The 18,879-nt window shown below is 46.5% G+C and carries 16 protein-coding genes; 1 reads left to right on the top strand and 15 read right to left on the bottom strand.

Going from position 1 to position 18,879, the window contains the following annotated elements; all coding sequences use genetic code 11:
- Positions 1 to 496 precede the first annotated feature (496 nt).
- The 8 genes from hslU to PAEAM_RS25385 all read right to left on the bottom strand — a co-directional run bounded on the left by hslU (position 497) and on the right by PAEAM_RS25385 (position 10,426).
- Positions 497 to 1,897, bottom strand: coding sequence for an ATP-dependent protease ATPase subunit HslU (gene hslU / locus PAEAM_RS25425; protein WP_047842474.1), 1,401 nt, complete (start codon positions 1,895 to 1,897; stop codon positions 497 to 499).
- A 116-nt stretch (positions 1,898 to 2,013) separates the two neighbouring features.
- Complete coding sequence (gene hslV / locus PAEAM_RS25420) at positions 2,014 to 2,556, bottom strand: ATP-dependent protease subunit HslV (RefSeq protein WP_017689194.1); 543 nt, start codon at positions 2,554 to 2,556, stop codon at positions 2,014 to 2,016.
- A 26-nt stretch (positions 2,557 to 2,582) separates the two neighbouring features.
- Positions 2,583 to 3,926 carry an FADH(2)-oxidizing methylenetetrahydrofolate--tRNA-(uracil(54)-C(5))-methyltransferase TrmFO gene (gene trmFO / locus PAEAM_RS25415; protein ID WP_370511405.1) on the bottom strand — a complete coding sequence of 448 codons (1,344 nt, stop codon included), beginning with the start codon at positions 3,924 to 3,926 and terminating at the stop codon, positions 2,583 to 2,585.
- 56 nt (positions 3,927 to 3,982) lie between these two features.
- Positions 3,983 to 6,082: a type I DNA topoisomerase gene (gene topA / locus PAEAM_RS25410; RefSeq protein ID WP_047842473.1), complete on the bottom strand. Its 2,100-nt coding sequence runs from the start codon at positions 6,080 to 6,082 to the stop codon at positions 3,983 to 3,985.
- A 116-nt stretch (positions 6,083 to 6,198) separates the two neighbouring features.
- On the bottom strand, positions 6,199 to 7,329 hold the full coding sequence (dprA, locus tag PAEAM_RS25405; RefSeq protein ID WP_100529391.1) for a DNA-processing protein DprA: 1,131 nt from the start codon (positions 7,327 to 7,329) through the stop codon (positions 6,199 to 6,201).
- A 244-nt stretch (positions 7,330 to 7,573) separates the two neighbouring features.
- Complete coding sequence (gene sucD / locus PAEAM_RS25395; protein ID WP_036609382.1) at positions 7,574 to 8,503, bottom strand: succinate--CoA ligase subunit alpha; 930 nt, start codon at positions 8,501 to 8,503, stop codon at positions 7,574 to 7,576.
- Between the two features lie 63 nt (positions 8,504 to 8,566).
- The gene (sucC, locus tag PAEAM_RS25390; RefSeq protein ID WP_036609384.1) at positions 8,567 to 9,727 is read right to left on the bottom strand and encodes an ADP-forming succinate--CoA ligase subunit beta; all 1,161 of its coding nucleotides are present in this window, start codon (positions 9,725 to 9,727) and stop codon (positions 8,567 to 8,569) included.
- A gap of 243 nt (positions 9,728 to 9,970) precedes the next feature.
- A complete protein-coding gene (locus PAEAM_RS25385; RefSeq protein ID WP_036609387.1) occupies positions 9,971 to 10,426 on the bottom strand; it encodes a MarR family winged helix-turn-helix transcriptional regulator in 456 nt (151 codons plus the stop codon).
- A gap of 477 nt (positions 10,427 to 10,903) precedes the next feature.
- On the opposite strand from PAEAM_RS25385, the gene PAEAM_RS25380 reads away from it, so the two are divergent.
- Positions 10,904 to 12,514: a YifB family Mg chelatase-like AAA ATPase gene (locus PAEAM_RS25380; RefSeq protein ID WP_100529389.1), complete on the top strand. Its 1,611-nt coding sequence runs from the start codon at positions 10,904 to 10,906 to the stop codon at positions 12,512 to 12,514.
- 232 nt (positions 12,515 to 12,746) lie between these two features.
- Here the strand turns inward: PAEAM_RS25380 and PAEAM_RS25375 are convergent, their stop codons facing one another.
- From PAEAM_RS25375 to PAEAM_RS25350, 7 genes are all read right to left on the bottom strand, one after another.
- Positions 12,747 to 13,298: a nitroreductase family protein gene (locus PAEAM_RS25375; RefSeq protein ID WP_074094554.1), complete on the bottom strand. Its 552-nt coding sequence runs from the start codon at positions 13,296 to 13,298 to the stop codon at positions 12,747 to 12,749.
- A gap of 283 nt (positions 13,299 to 13,581) precedes the next feature.
- On the bottom strand, positions 13,582 to 14,763 hold the full coding sequence (locus PAEAM_RS25370; RefSeq protein WP_165790055.1) for a carboxypeptidase-like regulatory domain-containing protein: 1,182 nt from the start codon (positions 14,761 to 14,763) through the stop codon (positions 13,582 to 13,584).
- Positions 14,764 to 14,823: 60 nt separating this feature from the next.
- Positions 14,824 to 14,985 carry a paeninodin family lasso peptide gene (locus tag PAEAM_RS32565; RefSeq protein WP_133120486.1) on the bottom strand — a complete coding sequence of 54 codons (162 nt, stop codon included), beginning with the start codon at positions 14,983 to 14,985 and terminating at the stop codon, positions 14,824 to 14,826.
- Positions 14,986 to 15,302: 317 nt separating this feature from the next.
- Complete coding sequence (locus PAEAM_RS25365) at positions 15,303 to 15,701, bottom strand: YraN family protein (protein ID WP_100529387.1); 399 nt, start codon at positions 15,699 to 15,701, stop codon at positions 15,303 to 15,305.
- A complete protein-coding gene (locus PAEAM_RS25360) occupies positions 15,695 to 16,006 on the bottom strand; it encodes an EscU/YscU/HrcU family type III secretion system export apparatus switch protein (RefSeq protein WP_036609395.1) in 312 nt (103 codons plus the stop codon). The genes PAEAM_RS25365 and PAEAM_RS25360 overlap by 7 nt, the downstream gene beginning before the upstream one ends.
- Positions 16,003 to 18,060, bottom strand: coding sequence for a TrbL/VirB6 family protein (locus tag PAEAM_RS25355; RefSeq protein ID WP_100529386.1), 2,058 nt, complete (start codon positions 18,058 to 18,060; stop codon positions 16,003 to 16,005). The genes PAEAM_RS25360 and PAEAM_RS25355 overlap by 4 nt, the downstream gene beginning before the upstream one ends.
- A gap of 30 nt (positions 18,061 to 18,090) precedes the next feature.
- On the bottom strand, positions 18,091 to 18,792 hold the full coding sequence (locus PAEAM_RS25350; RefSeq protein WP_100529385.1) for a ribonuclease HII: 702 nt from the start codon (positions 18,790 to 18,792) through the stop codon (positions 18,091 to 18,093).
- Positions 18,793 to 18,879 lie beyond the last annotated feature (87 nt).

The following is an 18,879-nucleotide window of genomic DNA, read 5'->3' as shown; positions in this document are numbered from 1 at the left end:
GACTAAAGAAAACTCGTCTTGCCCACACAACACTTTCTTAACAATTAAGTGGGGTCTATATATTTTAATTTTAAGAAAACAATTAGTGGCTTCAAACTTTTCAACAATTCATCATTTTGCGCATTTACGCAACATTTACCAATCTGTCGACTAAACCGATGACCAGACTTGGAATAAGGAAAATTCTTTTAATGGGAATCATTGGGTATCGAATGGAAGAATAACTACCACTCCGATAGGTTTTAACTCCGTATACATGCGGCACAAGTCCTAGGTTTTGTCGATCCGTATAACAACCACACATCTTTTATCGGTTGTAACATCAAAATCCTTTAGATAGAAACAAAAATAAACGATATGCGCCAAGTAAGAGGGCCTTTGTGATTCGTTAAAGGATCGCGTCCCTTTGTCGATCACACAAATGTTCTCTACTCTCTTGCATACCGTTCATTTATAACATCATTTTAACAACTACATTACTAGCCGCAGCCGCATGTTACAGGATATACTGACTCAAATCACGATCAAGCGCAATATCATTTAATTTCTCCCGGACATACTCCGGAGTAATCACCATACGTTCCAGTGTAAGCTCAGGTGCCTCAAAGGATAAATCCTCCAAAAGCTTCTCAAGAATCGTATGCAATCGACGTGCACCTATATTTTCTGTATTTTGATTGACGGATTCAGCCAATTTGGCAATCTCGCGAATGGCCTCATCCGAGAACTCAATCTCAATATTCTCTGTGCGCAACAGATCAACATACTGCTTGGTCAGTGCATTTTGGGGTTCAGTCAGAATGGATACAAACTCTTCCAGTGTTAGACTGCTTAGTTCCACACGGATTGGGAAGCGTCCCTGAAGCTCAGGAATCAAATCAGAGGGTTTGGCGACATGGAATGCGCCAGCTGCCATAAACAGAATATAATCCGTTTTGACAGGGCCATATTTCGTCATCACTGTAGAGCCCTCTACGATAGGCAGAATGTCACGTTGCACACCCTCACGGGATACATCGGGTCCACTACCGCGTCCTTGACTGGCAACCTTGTCGATTTCATCTATGAAAATGATACCTGTCTGCTCCGCCCGGCGAATGGACTCTTGGGTAACATCATCCATATCGATCAATTTGCCTGCTTCTTCCTGGATCAACACTTTGCGCGCTTCTTTGATAGCGAGCTTGCGCTTTTTCGTACGACGAGGTAAGAGGCTGCCAAACATCTCCTGCATATTCATGCCCATCTGATCATTACCTTGTCCAGCAAACATGTCCATCATGTTAGGCGCAGTGTCTTCGACATCAATCTCTATGATGTCATCCTCCAACTTACCGGACAACAGATCAAACTTGATCTTACGGCGGCGTTCGGCAACCCCAGTATCCGGTTCTGGCTCATCCTGTTCCTGAACGTTGTTGCCATTATTACCAAAGATCATCTCAAAGGGATTACGCTGACTCTTGGACTTAGACTGTGAAGGAGCCAAAATATGTACAATTCGCTCATTGGCAGCTTCTTCAGCTTTGTCCTTCACTTTTTCAGTCCGCTCCAGCTTCACCATACGCAGTGATGTCTCAATCAGATCACGCACCATCGATTCAACGTCACGGCCAACGTAACCTACTTCAGTGAACTTGGTAGCTTCCACTTTCACAAATGGCGCACCTACCAGTTTAGCGAGGCGACGGGCGATTTCCGTTTTACCCACACCGGTAGGTCCAATCATCAAGATATTTTTAGGCACAATGTCGTCCTGAGTGTGCTCAGGCAAAAGGCTACGCCGATATCGATTACGAAGGGCTACAGCTACCGATTTTTTAGCTTTCTTTTGACCTACAATATACTTGTCAAGCTCTGCAACAATCTGTCTCGGTGTTAACGCTTGAGTATTCATATTGCTTCCCTCCTACCAGTATGTTGAATTATTTTTCCTAGCAAGGACAAAGAATCCCCTAGACGTCCTGGAGCAGATTACAGAATCATGCTCCACTACGGGAGATTTCTTTGGCTTTATAACTCTTCTACAATAATATTATTGTTGGTATATACACATAGCTCCGAGGCAATCTGAAGTGATTCACGCGCAATATCTTTCGCTTCCAGGTTTACTGCATGACGTTTCAACGCACGCGCAGCAGATAAGGCAAAATTTCCACCTGATCCGATAGCAATAACGTCATCATCCGGTTCAATTATCTCCCCGCCGCCTGAAATGAGCAGCATACCTGATTTGTCCATCACAATCAAGAGTGCCTCAAGCTTACGCAAGATCCGATCCTGACGCCAATCCTTGGCAAGCTCTACAGCAGCACGTTGCAAGTTACCATGGTGCTCCTCGAGCTTACCTTCGAATTTCTCAAACAGGGTGATCGCATCCGCCACAGAACCAGCAAAGCCAGCAACAACCTGTCCGCGGTACAAACGTCTTACCTTCTTGGCTGTATTCTTCATCACAACACTTTGGCCCATGGTCACCTGACCATCTCCTGCGATTGCAGCCTTACCATTATGACGAACAGCACAGATCGTTGTAGCATGAAATGACATATCCATGATATCAGCATCCTCCCACGAATAATTTATACGCGTTCCGGAACAGTTAGACCTTCTGCCGCAGCAAAACTGGTGATGCCATCCAGGGCACGCTGTGCAAGAGCTTCATTTTTTTCCTTTTTGTTACGAATCTTTGTTTCAAGCTTCGGCAACAAACCAAAGTTTGCGTTCATTGGTTGGAAGTGCTTGAAGTCAGCAGTTGTAATATACTGAGCCATACTGCCAAGTGTTGTTTCTACCGGCAATACCACCAGTTCCTGCCCAAGTGCTGCTTTGGCTGCGTTCATGCCGGCAATCAGCCCTGATGCAGCAGATTCCACATATCCTTCTACACCCGTCATCTGACCTGCAAAGAACAGGTTTGGACGCTCTTTAAACTGATACGTCGGAAGAAGCAGTTTAGGAGAGTTAATAAATGTATTACGGTGCATTACGCCATAACGAACGAACTCTGCATTTTCAAGTCCAGGAATAAGGGAAAAGACACGTTTCTGTTCTCCCCATTTTAGATGCGTCTGGAAGCCCACCAAGTTATACAGGGTTCCAGCTGCATTGTCCTGTCTAAGCTGAACAACCGCATGTGGCAACTCTCCTGTATGAGGGTTAACCAGACCTACCGGTTTCATTGGACCAAACAGAGCCGTCTGTTTTCCGCGTTTCATCATCACTTCGATTGGCATACAACCTTCAAAGTAGATTTCTTTCTCGAACTCTTTCAATTGAGCGACTTCAGCAGTAATGAGAGCTTCATAGAAGACATCAAACTCTTCTTCTGTCATCGGACAGTTCAGATATGCCGCTTCACCCTTATCATAACGGGAAGCCAGATACACTTTATTCATATCAATTGAATCTTTTTCGATGATCGGTGCAGCTGCATCATAGAAGTAGAAATACTCTTCCCCCATTAGTGCCTTGATTTGCTCAGACAAGGCAGGTGAGGTCAGCGGCCCCGTTGCAACAACAACGATGCCATCTTCCGGCAGAGAAGTTAATTCCTCATTCACCACTTCGATGAGCGGATGCTGGTGCAACGTGGATGTAATCTCACCTGAAAATCCATCCCGGTCCACAGCAAGCGCCCCACCTGCGGGAACTGCATGTTTGTCTGCTGCTGACAATACGAGAGAATTGAGCATTCTCATTTCTTCTTTTAACACACCAACTGCATTGGTCAATCCATTCGCACGAAGCGAGTTGCTACATACCAGTTCTGCAAATTTATCCGTATGATGGGCTGGCGTTTTCACAACAGGTCTCATCTCGTATAATTTCACGCGTACGCCGCGACTTGCAATCTGCCAGGCCGCTTCTGTTCCTGCCAGCCCGGCACCAATAACGGTTACTTGTTGTTCATTCGTCAAAATCATTTACCCCCATAAAGCAATTTCATATTTCACTATAATTGTATTAATTCACATATATACTAATCTGCTGATTCGTCATCCGGTTCATCCACCGGCTCCTGATGATCACATGAAGTACACTGCAATCGTGCTCCCTTTTTGTTCCGCTTTTCAATCATTAACGATCCGCAACTTGGACATGGTTTGGCTGAAGGTCTGTCCCATGAGACAAAATCACATTCAGGATATTTGTCACAACCGTAGAAAATACGTCCTTTTTTGCTACGACGCTCAACAACATGACCTTCCTTACACTTCGGACAAGTCACGCCGATATCCTTGATAATCGGTTTGGTATTCCGGCAATCAGGGAAGCCCGAGCACGCAAGAAACTTGCCAAAACGTCCGAGTTTATAAACCAGCGGTTTGCCGCACTTCTCACAGATCTCATCCGATACTTCGTCTTCAATCTCGATTTCTTTCATTTCTTCTTCCGCAAACTCAAGGCGTTTCTCAAAAGATTCATAGAATTCTGCGAGTACTTTGACCCAATCCTCGGAACCTTCCTCCACATGGTCAAGGTCACCTTCCATGTTGGCGGTAAACTCTACATTCAGGATTTCAGGGAAAAACTCTTCCATCTGTTCGATGACCAGTTCACCCAGCTCAGTCGGCATGAATTTCTTTTCCTCTATCGCAACATATCCGCGCTTCTGAATGGTCTCCAGTGTTGGCGCATATGTACTCGGACGCCCTATACCCAATTCCTCAAGCGTCTTAACCAACCTTGCCTCCGTATATCGGGGTGGCGGTTGTGTAAAATGCTGTTTTGGCTCAATCTCCTGCTTCTCAAGCACATCTCCACTTTTCAACGGAGGCAGCAGACGATCTTCATCAGTTGTACCATCGTCGTTTCCTTCAACATATACCTTCATGAAACCTTGGAATCGTACCTTCGAACCTGCTGCACGGAAAATGGTGTCCCCCGCAGCAATATCTACAGAGAGTGTATCCAGAATAGCCGAAGACATTTGGCTCGCTACAAAACGTTCCCATACCAGTTTATACAACCGGAACTGATCGCGACTCATGAATGACTTGATTGAGTCAGGGTCACGCAGAATTGAAGTTGGACGAATCGCTTCATGCGCATCCTGAGCATTAGCTGCTTTTTTGGAATAGTTTCGTGGAGTCTCAGGTGCAAATGGCTCACCATACTTACCAACGATATATTCTTTGGCTTCTTCTTGTGCAGATGCCGCAATTCGTGTGGAGTCCGTACGCATATACGTGATGAGACCTACTGTGCCTTCTTTTCCAAGGTCTACACCTTCATATAGTTGTTGGGCGACCGACATCGTCTTGGAAGCTCTGAAATTCAATTTACGCGCCGCTTCCTGTTGCAGAGAACTCGTAGTAAACGGGGCGGAGGGGTTACGGCTCCGTTCTTTCTCTTTAACTTCCTTGATCGTAAAGTCTGCACCTTCGATCTGTTTCAGGATCGCTTGCACTTCCGCTTCACTGCCCAGCTCTGTTTTGGCCCCGTTCAGTTTATGAAACTTGGCTTCAAACGGATTGCCGTCTGCTGTCAGTTTGGCGGTTATGCTCCAGTATTCTTCCGGCTCAAAATCATCAATTTCATTTTCACGATCTAAAATGATTTTAACAGCCACGGACTGAACCCGGCCTGCAGACAAACCTTTTTTCACTTTCTTCCATAATAACGGACTAATTTTATATCCAACGAGCCGATCCAGAATACGTCTTGCCTGCTGCGCGTTAACCAAATCCATATTGATTTTCCGCGGCGTTTTGAACGCATCTTTGACCGCCTGTTTTGTAATTTCATTAAATACTACCCGGCAATCTGCCGTATCGTCCAGTTCAAGGGCATGGGCCAAATGCCATGCGATAGCCTCACCTTCGCGATCCGGGTCAGCTGCGAGATACACTTTTTTCACTTTCTTCCGTGCATCCTTCAGTTCTTTCAAAATTGAACCTTTGCCGCGGATCGTAATATATTTCGGATTAAAATCATTCTCTACCTCAACGCCGATCTGACTCTTTGGCAAATCGCGAATATGCCCCATCGAAGCTTTTACGATGAACTTGCTGCCTAAATATTTGCCTATCGTCTTCGCCTTTGAGGGCGACTCCACGATTACGAGTGCATCCGCCATAGGTTCATCCTCCTCTCAGTCATGAAACTGTCATGAAACTGTTTCTGTAAGCTTATGCATAGTTAATAACTTCTGCTAATTATATATTTCCACGCACTACGTAGGTTGTAGCTTCGTCATACCCTCGCGTATTTAGTGCCTGGTAATTGGCTAATCTGCTTTTTTATGATTAAAGATAACAGAACTGAATGCAAATGTCCAAAATCCCAACCAAGCAGCTCAACCAGTTGATCCAATGATTGTTCTCCCTGTTCCAACAGATAAATCACGCGTTGTTCATCTGGAGAGAGCTTAACCTCAGCGAATATCCCTCGCCCGGAAGGCTCGGTTGTTACGGTCGAACGTCCTCTATTGTAAGGAAGTTGTTCTGCATTTGGCAAGCCCAATCGATACTCTTCCAATACATCTGCTGCACAAGTGACCAATTTGGCCCCTTGACGAATAAGATTGTGTGCTCCCCGACTTTTCGGCGATGTAATAGGTCCAGGGACTGCAAATACATCCCTGCCTGCTTCAAGTGCAGCATCTGCTGTAATGAGTGAACCACTGCGAATGTCAGCCTCAACAACCAATGTTCCCAGTGTCAGACCGGCAATGATTCGATTCCGTTCCGGAAATAATCCCTGGCGTGCTCTCGTACCTGGTGGATATTCCGACAAAAGCAGCCCCGTCTCGGCGATTCGTTCAGCGAGGCTTGTATTTTCGGGTGGGTATATATTATCAATCCCTGTTCCGAATACCGCAATCGTTTTTCCTTTAGCACGTAGTACTGCCTCATGACATACGCTATCAATACCGCGGGCAAGCCCGCTTACAATCGTCAGTCCTGCATTGCATAATTGCTCTGCCAGCTTTTCTCCAACTTTGCGCCCATACACGGTTGGCATACGAGTTCCCACCATGGCAATAGACGAATTGTGTAACAAACTAACATCCCCTCGAGCATACATTACCCAGGGAGGCTGAACGGTTTCCTTCATTAATATGGGATAATTCTGATCCAGATAAGTAATAACCTCTATCCCCTGATTGTAAACGTGTTCTCTTTTACTCTCAATCCAGTCGATAGTAAATTGGCTAGTCAAACGTGCAGCCTGATCTTTGCGTAAACCTGCTGCGACCCAGTCGCTTTCCCCATAATTCAATAGATCGGTTAATTCATGTTGTCCCAGAATCAGTTTCGAGATTGTTTTCTTGCCAATACCCTCCATCTCATGTAACCCAAACAAGATCCATCTTTCTTCCATACCATAAACCTCCCAAAGCGGGAAGAGATCTTCCCTCATATTGTGTGTTAAGTGACCACGGAATGCAAGCGTTTACGCAGATGAGGGACATTTCCTCCCCCTTTTCCCGTAAAAAAAACGCAAAAAAGCAACCCTTCGCCCTGTTCAAGGACAAAAGGTTGCTTACCTTTTCCGTAACCATAATAGTCGGTCTACCAGAAATAAATAATTTCCGAGCCGTTTCTTCTATTATAACGAAAAAGAATTAATGTGTCGTGCACAAATTCAAAATACCGCGTTCCTCAAGTACACTCACCAAAGTCGAACCCATCTCAGCAGGAGTTGGTGCTACTTTGATTCCACATGATTCCAGCTTCGCAATCTTCTCTTTGGCTGTACCTTTACCGCCAGAGATAATAGCGCCAGCATGGCCCATCCGTTTGCCTGGAGGCGCTGTTACGCCACCGATAAAGCCAACAACCGGTTTGGTCATATTTTCACGTACCCAATCTGCAGCATCCTCTTCAGCTGTACCACCAATCTCACCAATCATGATGACCGCATGAGTCTGTGGATCTTCATTAAACCGTTTGAGGATATCAATGAACTCGGAGCCTTTTACAGGGTCTCCCCCGATTCCTACAGCAGAAGATTGTCCAATGCCACGTGTCGTCAGTTGATGAACGGCTTCATAGGTAAGTGTTCCACTACGGGAAACAACGCCTACGTGCCCTGCCATATGGATATAACCAGGCATGATACCGATTTTACATTCGCCTGGTGTAATGACACCTGGACAGTTTGGTCCGATCAGGACGGTATTTTTACCTTCCATGAAGCGGTCAACCTTGATCATGTCAAGAACCGGAATACCTTCTGTAATACAGATCACGAGGTCCAGCTCAGCATCAACAGCTTCCATAATGGAATCTGCTGCAAATGCAGGAGGAACGTAAATGACGCTCGCTGTTGCGCCTGTAGCTTCCTTCGCTTCCTGCACAGTGTTGAACACCGGCAGACTAGCTACTGTACCGTCTTCCAACGTGATATCCACATTAGTTCCGCCTTTACCCGGTGTAACTCCGCCTACCATCTGGGTTCCGTAGTCCAATGCGCCCTTCGTGTGGAACATTCCCGTTGAACCCGTAATGCCTTGCGTAATGACTTTTGTATTTTTATCGATCAAAATACTCACGTTGCTTCACATCCTTACGGTTATTTTTCAATTCCCGGACAGCTCCGGTACTAAGGAATGAACTTATTTTACGAGGGCAACAATTTTCTGTGCACCATCGGCCATGGAATCAGCAGGAACGATATTCAGGCCAGATTCACCCAGAATACGTTTGCCAAGCTCCACGTTAGTTCCTTCAAGACGAACAACCAGCGGTTTGGTCAGGCCAAGCTGCTTCGCGGCTTCAACAACACCATTGGCGATAACATCACAGCGCATGATGCCACCGAAGATGTTAACAAAGATCCCAGCTACTTTGGCATCGGATAAGATGATCTTAAATGCTTCAGTCACCTTCTCCGTTGTTGCACCGCCCCCAACGTCAAGGAAGTTGGCCGGGTCTCCACCGTAGTATTTGATAATGTCCATCGTTGCCATCGCAAGTCCCGCACCATTGACCATACAGCCGATGTTGCCATCAAGTGCTATGTAGCTGAGGTCGTATTTGGAAGCTTCGATTTCTTTTTCATCCTCTTCATCCAGGTCACGCAGTTCCAAAATGTCTTTGTGTCGGAACAGGGCGTTGGAGTCAAAGTTCAATTTCGCATCTAGCGCGATAACGTTTCCATCTCCGGTAACAACGAGAGGATTGATCTCGGCAATAGAGCAATCTTTTTCGACAAATGCAGTGTACAGCGCGAGCATGAACTTAACAGCTTTGTTCACCAGTTCATTCGGAATCTTAATGCTGTAAGCCAGTTTACGGGCCTGGAACACTTGCAATCCAATGGCAGGGTCAATGATTTCTTTGAAAATTTTCTCAGGTGTAGCTTCAGCTACTTCTTCAATCTCAGTACCGCCTTCTTCGGAAGCCATCATAACTACACGGCCTGTGGCACGGTCCACAACAACACCCACATAATACTCTTTGCGGATATCGCATCCTTCTTCAATCAGAAGACGTTTCACTTCTTTACCTTCTGGTCCAGTCTGGTGTGTTACCAATACTTTGCCCAGAATTTCGGAAGCATAGGCACGAACTTCATCCGTACTCTTTGCCACTTTTACGCCGCCGGCTTTACCCCGGCCACCTGCGTGAATTTGTGCTTTGACAACAGTCACTGGACTGCCCAATGCCTCAGCGGCCGCGACCGCTTCATCGACTGTATAAGCAACCTTTCCGTTTGGAACGGTAACTCCATACTGTTTCAGTACTTCTTTTCCTTGATATTCATGGATATTCATTCTCGAATCCTCCTATCAACATGACTGCAACAAGGCGGGTTGGTAGACTAACAAAAGACAAATGTTGACTATTTTCACTCAAGCCCAATTCATTGTAACACGTTTTTAAAACGCTTTCCTTAAAAAACTAATGGTTAATAGACAGTATTTTGATATGAGTATGATCCCATATTGTGAATGCTTGGGTATATATGGAAAAAACCTCAGCTAAAAACTGAGGTTTCCTTGATGTAAAACTACATTTTATTTTTTGGCTGCGTTGGTGTTGGTTTCGTGAACTTTCTCCAGCAATCCTTTGAACTGACCCAGCAATGTTTCAAACTCTGTACTGTTCAAACACGCATCTCCCTGAATGGATTCAGGTATGGATAATGCCTTGTTCCGCAACTCACGGCCTGAGTCGGTTAGTGTAATTAATACTTTTCGTTCGTCCTGAGCCGAGCGTTCGCGATTAATAAGTCCTGCTGACTGCAAACGTTTGAGAAGTGGTGTCAACGTTCCCGAATCGAGATAGAGAGCCTCCCCGATCTCCTTAACCGTACATTCTTCACGTTCCCATAAAACCATCAACACCAAATACTGGGAATACGTTACGCCAAGTACCTCCAGATAAGGCTGGTACATCTTCGTAATCTCACGTGAACAAGCATATATGGCAAAGCATAATTGGTTATCCAGCTTCAAACTGTCAGTCTGCATATGTCTTTCTCACCTGCCTATTGTGCAATCTATTCCTAATAATACGGGAACTATAGATCTATACTATCACAAAATAGAAGAAAAACAGAATAATTGAGCACAAATGATTTTACTATTCAATTTAATTATGATAAATTAGATTGTGTAAAATATAAATATAATTAGATAATCAGCAGTTCATCCCCATGATTTAACAACAATAATAGATAAGTCCGACGAACAGATTCACGCTTTCTCAGGTCAAATTTAATTACCATAATGAAAGTTTATACGACCATTTTCGCCAAAGCAATTTAATGATTTCCTTCCAGAAATAAAATTCAGGGATCAGGAAAGATGACTACAGCAATGATAATGACAGGTTGACTCCATGATTCCTTTTATATAAAATGCTTAATAGAAGCTGAGGAAGCACCTTAATTCGTAGACTGGCCCGTATTATGCGGAGTCAAGAATCGAGTGAGGTGTTTCTTTGTTATGTACGGAAAATTACACAGTGCGTGTTTGTACGGAATCGATGGTGTTCTGATCGAAGTGGAAACCGATTTATCCAATGGTCTGCCACAGACATCCATCATCGGTTTACCGGATTCAGCCATTCGTGAGGCCGTTGAACGTGTTCGTGCAGCGATTAAAAACTGCGGATATCAGTATCCTTTACAGCGGATCACAATCAATCTGGCCCCCGCTGATCTGCGCAAGGAAGGATCTTCCTTTGATCTAGCCATTGCTATTGGTTTACTTATGACAAGCGGCCAGCTTGTACTTCCTCCCCAGGAACGGACACTAGTGGTTGGCGAACTGGCGTTGGACGGTTCGATCAGGTCCGTGCCGGGCATTTTATCCATGGTGGATCTGGCCAAACGACAAGGCTTTACTTCCGTGCTCCTGCCTTTGGATAACGTAGAGGAAGCGTCACTGATTCGAGGTATCCAGGTGTTTGGCATTCGTCATTTACAGGATATTGCTCCGGAAAATTTAGATCAACCCGCTAGTTCAGTGGGAATACCAAATAATTCGAATGCAGGACCAGTCGTGTTGAAAAATTATGCACACCTCGCTGCTCCTTTAACTGACAAGACTCATAAGATGGCGGATAGGAAGCCGAGACAAACACCATTATTTGCAGACGACTATAGCGATGTTCTGGGGCAGCATCATGTAAAACGCGCGCTTATGATTGCAGCAGCAGGCATGCATAACATATTGCTCGTTGGACCGCCAGGCACGGGCAAAACGATGTTAATCAAACGTCTGCCCTCCATCCTTCCTCCTTTGTCAGAAGATGAAGCGTTGGAAGTCACCAAAGTATTAAGTGCCGCAGGCAAATTGAAAGAAGCGCCTCAAGGCCTGATTGCAGACAGACCTTTTCGCTCCCCTCACCACACGATATCCACCTCTGGTCTGATTGGAGGCGGTGGTATCCCAAAACCGGGTGAAGTGAGCCTTGCCCATCGTGGCATATTGTTTCTGGATGAATTACCTGAATTCCAGCGTCAAGTGCTGGAGGTATTAAGGCAGCCGTTAGAGGATCGCACAGTGACAATTAGTCGGGCACGGGCTGCTTTCACCTTTCCGGCCCAGTTTATGCTTGCATGTTCCATGAATCCCTGTCCCTGCGGATATTTGTCCGCTCATTCGGAGGAGCAACGCTGCATATGTAGTCCAGCCCGTGTTGCCGCGTACCGAGCCAAAATTTCGGGACCACTGCTGGACCGCATTGATCTTCAGGTTGAGGTTCCTCCACCCGGCGAGTGGCGTAAGTCTGCTGCTTCCCCTTCCTCTGAAGAAATGCAGGCAAAAGTGATCCACGCTCATCAAATTCAGGCTACACGTTATGCCAAAAGTTCGGTTCGTTGGAATAGCCAGCTTTCGGGCACGCTTTTGCGACGAACGATCCAGCTCCCCCAAGCGGCAGAGCAACTGTTAGAGCAAACGCTGCAAACGTTAAACCTGAGCATGCGTGCACATGATCGAATTATCAAGATGGCACAGACCATTGCCGATCTGGACCATGAAGGTGAAATTGTCACAGCTCATGTGGCTGAAGCCATCCAGTATCGTCAACTGGATCTTAATTTATTTTGAGAAGCGTATGGAGGAAGAACAGGCCGATTTACCCAAAGGCAGTGAAATGGGCATGAAACTGCAGACAGCAGAGGAAGATCGAGAAGGATTTCTTATTCAGATTCTACAATGCGGATACGCCAACATGACAAAAAACGTACAAGCCCTTCTCTTCTGTGAAGAAAGGTACTTGTACGTAGATTTCCCTGTAAACGTAAGGGGATCTTATATAGCTAAGGTCTACAATAATTTATTATTCAAAAAGAGTGAGTTTGTCCTTGGCTGGTGTGCGTTCTTTGGCAGAAGGAATAACATCAGGGTATCCCATATAAATCATACCTACAATCTTCTCTCCCGCCTCTATTCCAAGCGGTTTGCGGAATTTGGGAGCGTACAAAAATGGCTTGGTCACCCAGAACGTTCCAATGTCTTCACTCCAGGCTGCAAGCATAAAGTTCTGAACCAATGCACTGACCGCAGCGAAGTCTTCGTCCCAGATATTCTGTCTTGGATCTTCTTCCAGCACAACAAGCATAACGGATGGAACTTGCATAATATTGGCTGAGAATTTGTTGTCTTCTCCCATTTCTGCATCAATAGCCTCCGCCAGTTTCTTCCGTCCATTCCCTGTAAACAACAAAAATCTCCAAGGTTCACGCAGTTTATGGTTAGGAGCCCAGACTGCCGTATCCAGCAATTCTATAATCTGCTGTGTAGGAACAGCTTCTTTTTTGAATTTTTTCACCGTACGACGGTTTTGAATCGCATTTCTGACTTCATTTGTTGTTTTCGTAGCTTTACTCATCGGCCGTACCTCCTGTTATTATATGATTTGTAACCCTAACGACGGGTTACGGTCTGAAACAATTCGTTTATGACAAATCAAAAGATTAAACCTGCAGATTACATCCTTGATTATACACCCTTCTGTTCACGAGATTCAAAGGGAAGTCGTCGACTACTAGGACTACAGGCATTAAAACGGTAAGACGGCTCCGAATGCTGATCTACCGTGGGCGATCATCATGTCGGAGCCGTCTAATTAAATTAGCATCTTATACAAATCACACTATCATATAAATGATGAATCAATATGAACCTGCGCCTTCAAATGTGCCATTAACAAAATCCATTTTGTTGTACTTCTCCTGGTTACCTGCAACATCTGTACTGTAGTACTCTACCACCTTGACATCGGGAGCATAAAACTTGACGGGTCCTTCATACGTATTCCATGCTCCCCCATTGATTCGATATTGCGTTGTTTTTACGCCCGAACCTTTGACTTCGTCCGTTGCCTGAAGTCTGAATGTAAATCCTTTGATGTATACCTTCCCGTTCACAGTATCTGTAATAGGAACTAATCTGTACTTGGTTACTGGAGGTGTAATATCTGCATCTTTCTTAAGTACGATATTAAACGTATTATGATCTCCTTGTACGAGGGTAACGTTCTGAGTCGATTTTAAATATCCTGCTGCTTCCCCCGTTATTGTTCTGGTGCCTGTTGGCACGCGCTTTATGAAATAATTTCCTTGAGCATCCGTTGTTGCTGTTGCCGAGCCTCCGGCATTAACTTTAGCTCCACTTACTGGATTGCCCGCCTCATCTACTACTTTCCCCCGCACATGTGCGGCTTCTGTCAAAACAACATCTACGATTAAGGTTTTTCCAGCCTGAACATTCAAACGATCCTGTTCATAAAGCATATAATCCGCAGAATCTACCCAGATCGCAATGTTCGGATTGTAGTCAAAATCAAGCCCAGTAACGGTATACCGGCCTTGCTGATCTGTTTTAACAGGGCGATCCAAGGCTCCGGTTACTTTGACGAGGGCATCTGGAATCGGTTTGCCTGTTTGATCGGTTACAGACCCTACAATCGTAGAAGGTTCATATAGCTCGAAATTAACCAGAATCTGTTCCCCTTCTGACAAATAGTAGGTATTACGGTGTCTGTCTGTCACATAGCCCTCTGCTTCAATTATAAAACTAATTTCCGTATAATCCTGGACAGACTCAAGTATAGAATAACTCCCAGTGCCATCTGTCTTTACGCTATTTTCAGTTTCTTCCCCTTGATATCTAAGGGAATACTTGATGGTTGCATCCTGAATAGGAAAGCCTTCAAGATCAGTAACTTTACCTGATATTTTCGCCTGTGTAGACGGATCGGCTGCATAAGAAACTCCGGAATATATGATTCCAAACAAAATGAAACATAAAGATAGTGTACTTAGTCGAATGATCCATTTGATACTTGTCTGCATCTTCTCACTACACCTCACCATTTATTTTATTGATCAAACATTCCTCTTTAACCTCTTAAATTAACTGACCATAAGCTCAAGCTTCCAGAATTCTCCGTCCCAAACATATTGCCAAATCCCCTGTCCACCGTTCATGGTCTCGCTGATATCCAGCACTTCCATCCGAGGGCACTCCCATACTTGTTTTACTGTGTTGTTTGAAGTATTCTGAAACTCTTTCATACATCCCACCAACCTCTCTTTAAATTTCAACTTTCTTATTTTATTACAAATGATACATTTTGTATCTATAAATTTCTGAAATACAATGATTATATTATCAAAGCTCTATCCTCTGTTTTCTGATTTCATAGTTAAATCAAAAAAAGCCGCAGCTCCTGTATAAATAGGAACTACGGCTTTAATATATTAACTAATTTCATAACTAAACAATGCAAAGATACGACATAATTAAACTTGTACTTCGAAACAACTGACCGACTCACATCAAAAGATACAATTCGTATCAAATAATATAACAATCATTTCGAGTGTAATTCTTAAAAAGCATTAACAATATGATTCACAGAGACAATCTCTCCTGCTTGATCAAGCATTACGGCAATTACATCAAAACGGATCTGAAGTTCCGTCTCTCCCGTCATTTGCAAATACACGGATGCGGTTGAACGCACCTGCTGCATTTTACGCATATCAACCGATTCCTGAGGTGTACCGTACTGAGCGGCTCCACTTCTGCTTCTTACTTCTACAAAGACAATCAGGCCTTCGCAGGAAGCAATGATGTCAATCTCACCGCTACGGCAACGCCAGTTCTGTCTAATGATCCGATAATCGTGCTCTCGCAACCATTGACAGGCAGCCTCTTCACCTAATCGGCCTTTCTGCTGTCGTGTGAGCTTTAATCCTGGCTCCTGACCCAATCTACGTTCTACCATGACTCATTTTCCTCACGTCCTGAGGCCATGCGATCTGCACGGTAGACGTACGTTAGCACCTCTGCGACCAGTTGATACAGCTCTGCCGGAATCTGTTCATCCAGATCCAACTTGGAGAGCACCTCCACAAGTGCTGCATCCTCCTGAACAGCCACGCCGTTTTCTCTGGCTTTATCCAGAATGGCTTCTGCCACTTTGCCGCGTCCCTTGGCTACAACAACAGGTGCTTCACTCTCTCCAGGGACATACTTTAGGGCAACCGCCTTTTTGGAGAGCAGGTCCGGTTGTGACGACTCGTCTTTCATACCTTCAAGTCCACCCCTTTGTATCGTTCAGGACTATAGTCCGAGGCCCGCGTTTTTCGTTCCGCGCCCGGCTCCTGGCCCGCAGGCCACGGTTCCGCCTTGAAGGTCAGCAGTTGATAGCCCAGCTTGTCCAATGCCTGATGGATCACCTCTCGTCCGCTCTCCAGAAGCGGTCCCATTCCTTCGCGATCATTTAATACACGCAGACTGACAATGTTATTAACCACATGGACATCTACCAGAGTAGGCCCAAGACTTTTCATGTCCAGATCAAACCATAGACGGCAGTTGGACGCATCCAGCTCTCCACGAGATCCACGACGTGATTGAATCTGAACAGACGCCGTTTCTTCCCCGTCCGGTCCAGTGATCGGAATAAACCAGTGCATCTGTGCAAATGTAGCACTGCGATCTGTTGTTAGCAATAACTGCTGACCTGTCAGATATTGCACGGCCTGTCCGGCGGCATCCTTGAGTGCCGCTGGTGCACCTTCGCTGCTGGCAAGCTGCAGCAGCAAGCCCTTCAGCGTGTCCGCATTCGCCGGACTCGCCGCATCCCCCACGCGCGGCTGCACTGCCGCGCCGTGAACGGCCTGCTGCTCGTGCTCCGCACCGAGCAGCTTCAGCACGCGCCCCACCCACGGGTCCCCCTCGTGGGTGACAGGCGCGTGCACTGCCGCAGCTCCCGCAGGTGCTGCGGCATTACCGCCAGCCGGCGGCGCATCAGCGCCGGCTGGCAACGGCTGCGGCACGCCTCCGGCAGCCGCAGCCGCCTGGCCGCCCTGCGATGCAGGGGCGGCCTGTGCTGCCGCACCAGGCTGTGCCGGTGCGGCAGTGGACGCGCTGCGCAGGGCGTCCAGCAGCGCCAGCAGCTTGGGCGCCAGCTGCGCTGCCGTAGGCGCTGCTGGCGCCGCCTGGACCGCTGCGGACGGAGTCCCCGCAGCAGCAGGCGTTTCAGCGCGGCCGTCAGTCCGACCGGCCGCGCCTGCTTCAGGCTGGCCCGCAATTACACGGCCAGCCACAGATTCAGTAGCCGTCCCCGATGTACCCGGGCGGCTCCCAGCCTGCCCCGCGTCAGCCCCGCGCGGGCTCTCGCCAGGTATTCCGGTTCCAGACGGAATACCTGCACCCCCTTTGCCAGCCATTTCAACGTTGCTGGCAACTGCCTTTGCCCCGGCTTCAGCATTTCCCGTGCCTCCGCCGGTCTGCACGTTTCCTTTCACCGCAGTACCTGCATCCTCTGTCCCGCCATCCGTCATGGATATAGATCCCGCCAAAGCTGCTTGTCCTTGTTGCGTTGACAAAGCAGGTGTTCCGGTTCCAGTCACCTGACGACCATTGCCTGACGCAGCCAATCCTTCTTCCATCTGTGCTCCATTCAGCACGACGGGTACACCAGCCACAACAGTTGGTTTCATCGCAGCAGATTGTTCTCCAGGCAATAGCGGTTTACCTGTTGTTTGAGTCAGCATCGTTTCCAACTGATCAGCCAACCCGCTTAATAACTGGTGCAGAGGAGGGCCAAACACCGTCTGGTGTAATCCTTTTACTGTTTCCGCCGTAACCGGAAGACCACGCTGAAAAGCAATTCCTGTCGCCTGCACCCATTCTTCCACAGGGACCTGTGCGGGTTTGGCAGTCATCATATTTTGGACCATAGCCACATTATCCTTCGTTAGCGGCACTCCGCTACGCTGCATGGCAAGTAACAGTTCCCGGTTCCCTTTTGTATCCGGCAGTCCTACATCCTTAAGCAGGTTGTTCAGCGAAGCTTGTGGCAGCTCAGCAAGTGTACCCGTCATAGGTTTCATTACCGTTATGCCATTTTCACCTGGAGGTTGCACTTGAAGCAACGTGGTCTCACCCGGACGGAGTGGAGTCTCCAACTTGGCGCGCACTTGCACCCCTTGAATCTGCAGAACTGCTTCTCCCCCATCATCGGATACACTAACGACGGAGCCACGAACCACCTGACCTTCCTTTAATTCAAGCGGTTTGGCATTGCCGGGCTTACTGTCTCCCATTAACCCCTTTATCATGGAACCGATATTCAAATCTCTCCCCCTCCTTTCTTCAAACCTGTGTTAAAACAAAGATTGCTGCTCTCCAAGCAGGTTGCCCAGAAAACTGCGCCGATGCATCGGGGTTGCCCCCAATGCCATAATTTGCTCCCGATGAACTTTTGTTGCATATCCTTTATGTATCGACAAACCATATTCCGGATATAACGTATCCCATTCTTCCTTACACAGCCGATCTCGCGTAACCTTGGCAATAATAGATGCCGCTGCGATCGATTGACTATTAGCATCACCTTTAATAATGGACAGTTGAGGTATATTCACATCCACCTTCTCAGCATCCACCAGCATATAATCAGGAGTTTCTACCAATGCTTCAACCGCACGTTTCATCGCAAGTCTCGCAGCCTGCTTGATGTTAAGCCGATCAATTGTCTCTGCATCCGCGTACCCGATACCTACCGCCAGCGCTTTTTCCATAATGATGTCATATAATGCATCCCGTTTTTTCTCCGTTAATTTCTTGGAGTCATTCACGCCTTCCAGGATGAGATCCTTCGGTAAAATAACCGCCGCTGCGACAACATCCCCAAACAAACATCCCCGTCCCACCTCATCAATACCAGCAATACGTTCAAATCCACTGTCCCAATACTCCTGCTCATAGAGCAACAGATCTCGAGGTTCACTGACTTCTTTTTTCTTCTTTGGTCCAATCGGAGTATCCAGTAGATTCAACCCGATCTCTTCATTATTTTCAACCATAACGCTCATCTCCTCTACCCACGCTTTTTCAGCATGCGTATAACTTACAACTTTTTATAATATAGACGTAGATCCTCTGTCTTTTGT

Source organism: Paenibacillus sp. GM1FR (genome assembly GCF_002803315.1).
Lineage (GTDB): Bacteria > Bacillota > Bacilli > Paenibacillales > Paenibacillaceae > Paenibacillus > Paenibacillus amylolyticus.
Note: the sequence above shows the minus strand (reverse complement) of the source record. Positions and strands in the feature narration are given on the sequence as shown.

What these genes read in the sequence shown, in the direction of transcription:
- hslU (WP_047842474.1), bottom strand. Translation starts at nt 1,897, where the DNA reads ATGAATACTCAAGCGTTAACACCGAGACAGATTGTTGCAGAGCTTGAC.
- hslV (WP_017689194.1), bottom strand. Translation starts at nt 2,556, where the DNA reads ATGGATATGTCATTTCATGCTACAACGATCTGTGCTGTTCGTCATAAT.
- trmFO (WP_370511405.1), bottom strand. Translation starts at nt 3,926, where the DNA reads ATGATTTTGACGAATGAACAACAAGTAACCGTTATTGGTGCCGGGCTG.
- topA (WP_047842473.1), bottom strand. Translation starts at nt 6,082, where the DNA reads ATGGCGGATGCACTCGTAATCGTGGAGTCGCCCTCAAAGGCGAAGACG.
- dprA (WP_100529391.1), bottom strand. Translation starts at nt 7,329, where the DNA reads ATGGAAGAAAGATGGATCTTGTTTGGGTTACATGAGATGGAGGGTATT.
- sucC (WP_036609384.1), bottom strand. Translation starts at nt 9,727, where the DNA reads ATGAATATCCATGAATATCAAGGAAAAGAAGTACTGAAACAGTATGGA.
- PAEAM_RS25385 (WP_036609387.1), bottom strand. Translation starts at nt 10,426, where the DNA reads ATGCAGACTGACAGTTTGAAGCTGGATAACCAATTATGCTTTGCCATA.
- PAEAM_RS25380 (WP_100529389.1), top strand. Translation starts at nt 10,904, where the DNA reads ATGTACGGAAAATTACACAGTGCGTGTTTGTACGGAATCGATGGTGTT.
- PAEAM_RS25375 (WP_074094554.1), bottom strand. Translation starts at nt 13,298, where the DNA reads ATGAGTAAAGCTACGAAAACAACAAATGAAGTCAGAAATGCGATTCAA.
- PAEAM_RS25370 (WP_165790055.1), bottom strand. Translation starts at nt 14,763, where the DNA reads ATGCAGACAAGTATCAAATGGATCATTCGACTAAGTACACTATCTTTA.
- PAEAM_RS32565 (WP_133120486.1), bottom strand. Translation starts at nt 14,985, where the DNA reads ATGAAAGAGTTTCAGAATACTTCAAACAACACAGTAAAACAAGTATGG.
- PAEAM_RS25365 (WP_100529387.1), bottom strand. Translation starts at nt 15,701, where the DNA reads ATGGTAGAACGTAGATTGGGTCAGGAGCCAGGATTAAAGCTCACACGA.
- PAEAM_RS25360 (WP_036609395.1), bottom strand. Translation starts at nt 16,006, where the DNA reads ATGAAAGACGAGTCGTCACAACCGGACCTGCTCTCCAAAAAGGCGGTT.
- PAEAM_RS25350 (WP_100529385.1), bottom strand. Translation starts at nt 18,792, where the DNA reads ATGGTTGAAAATAATGAAGAGATCGGGTTGAATCTACTGGATACTCCG.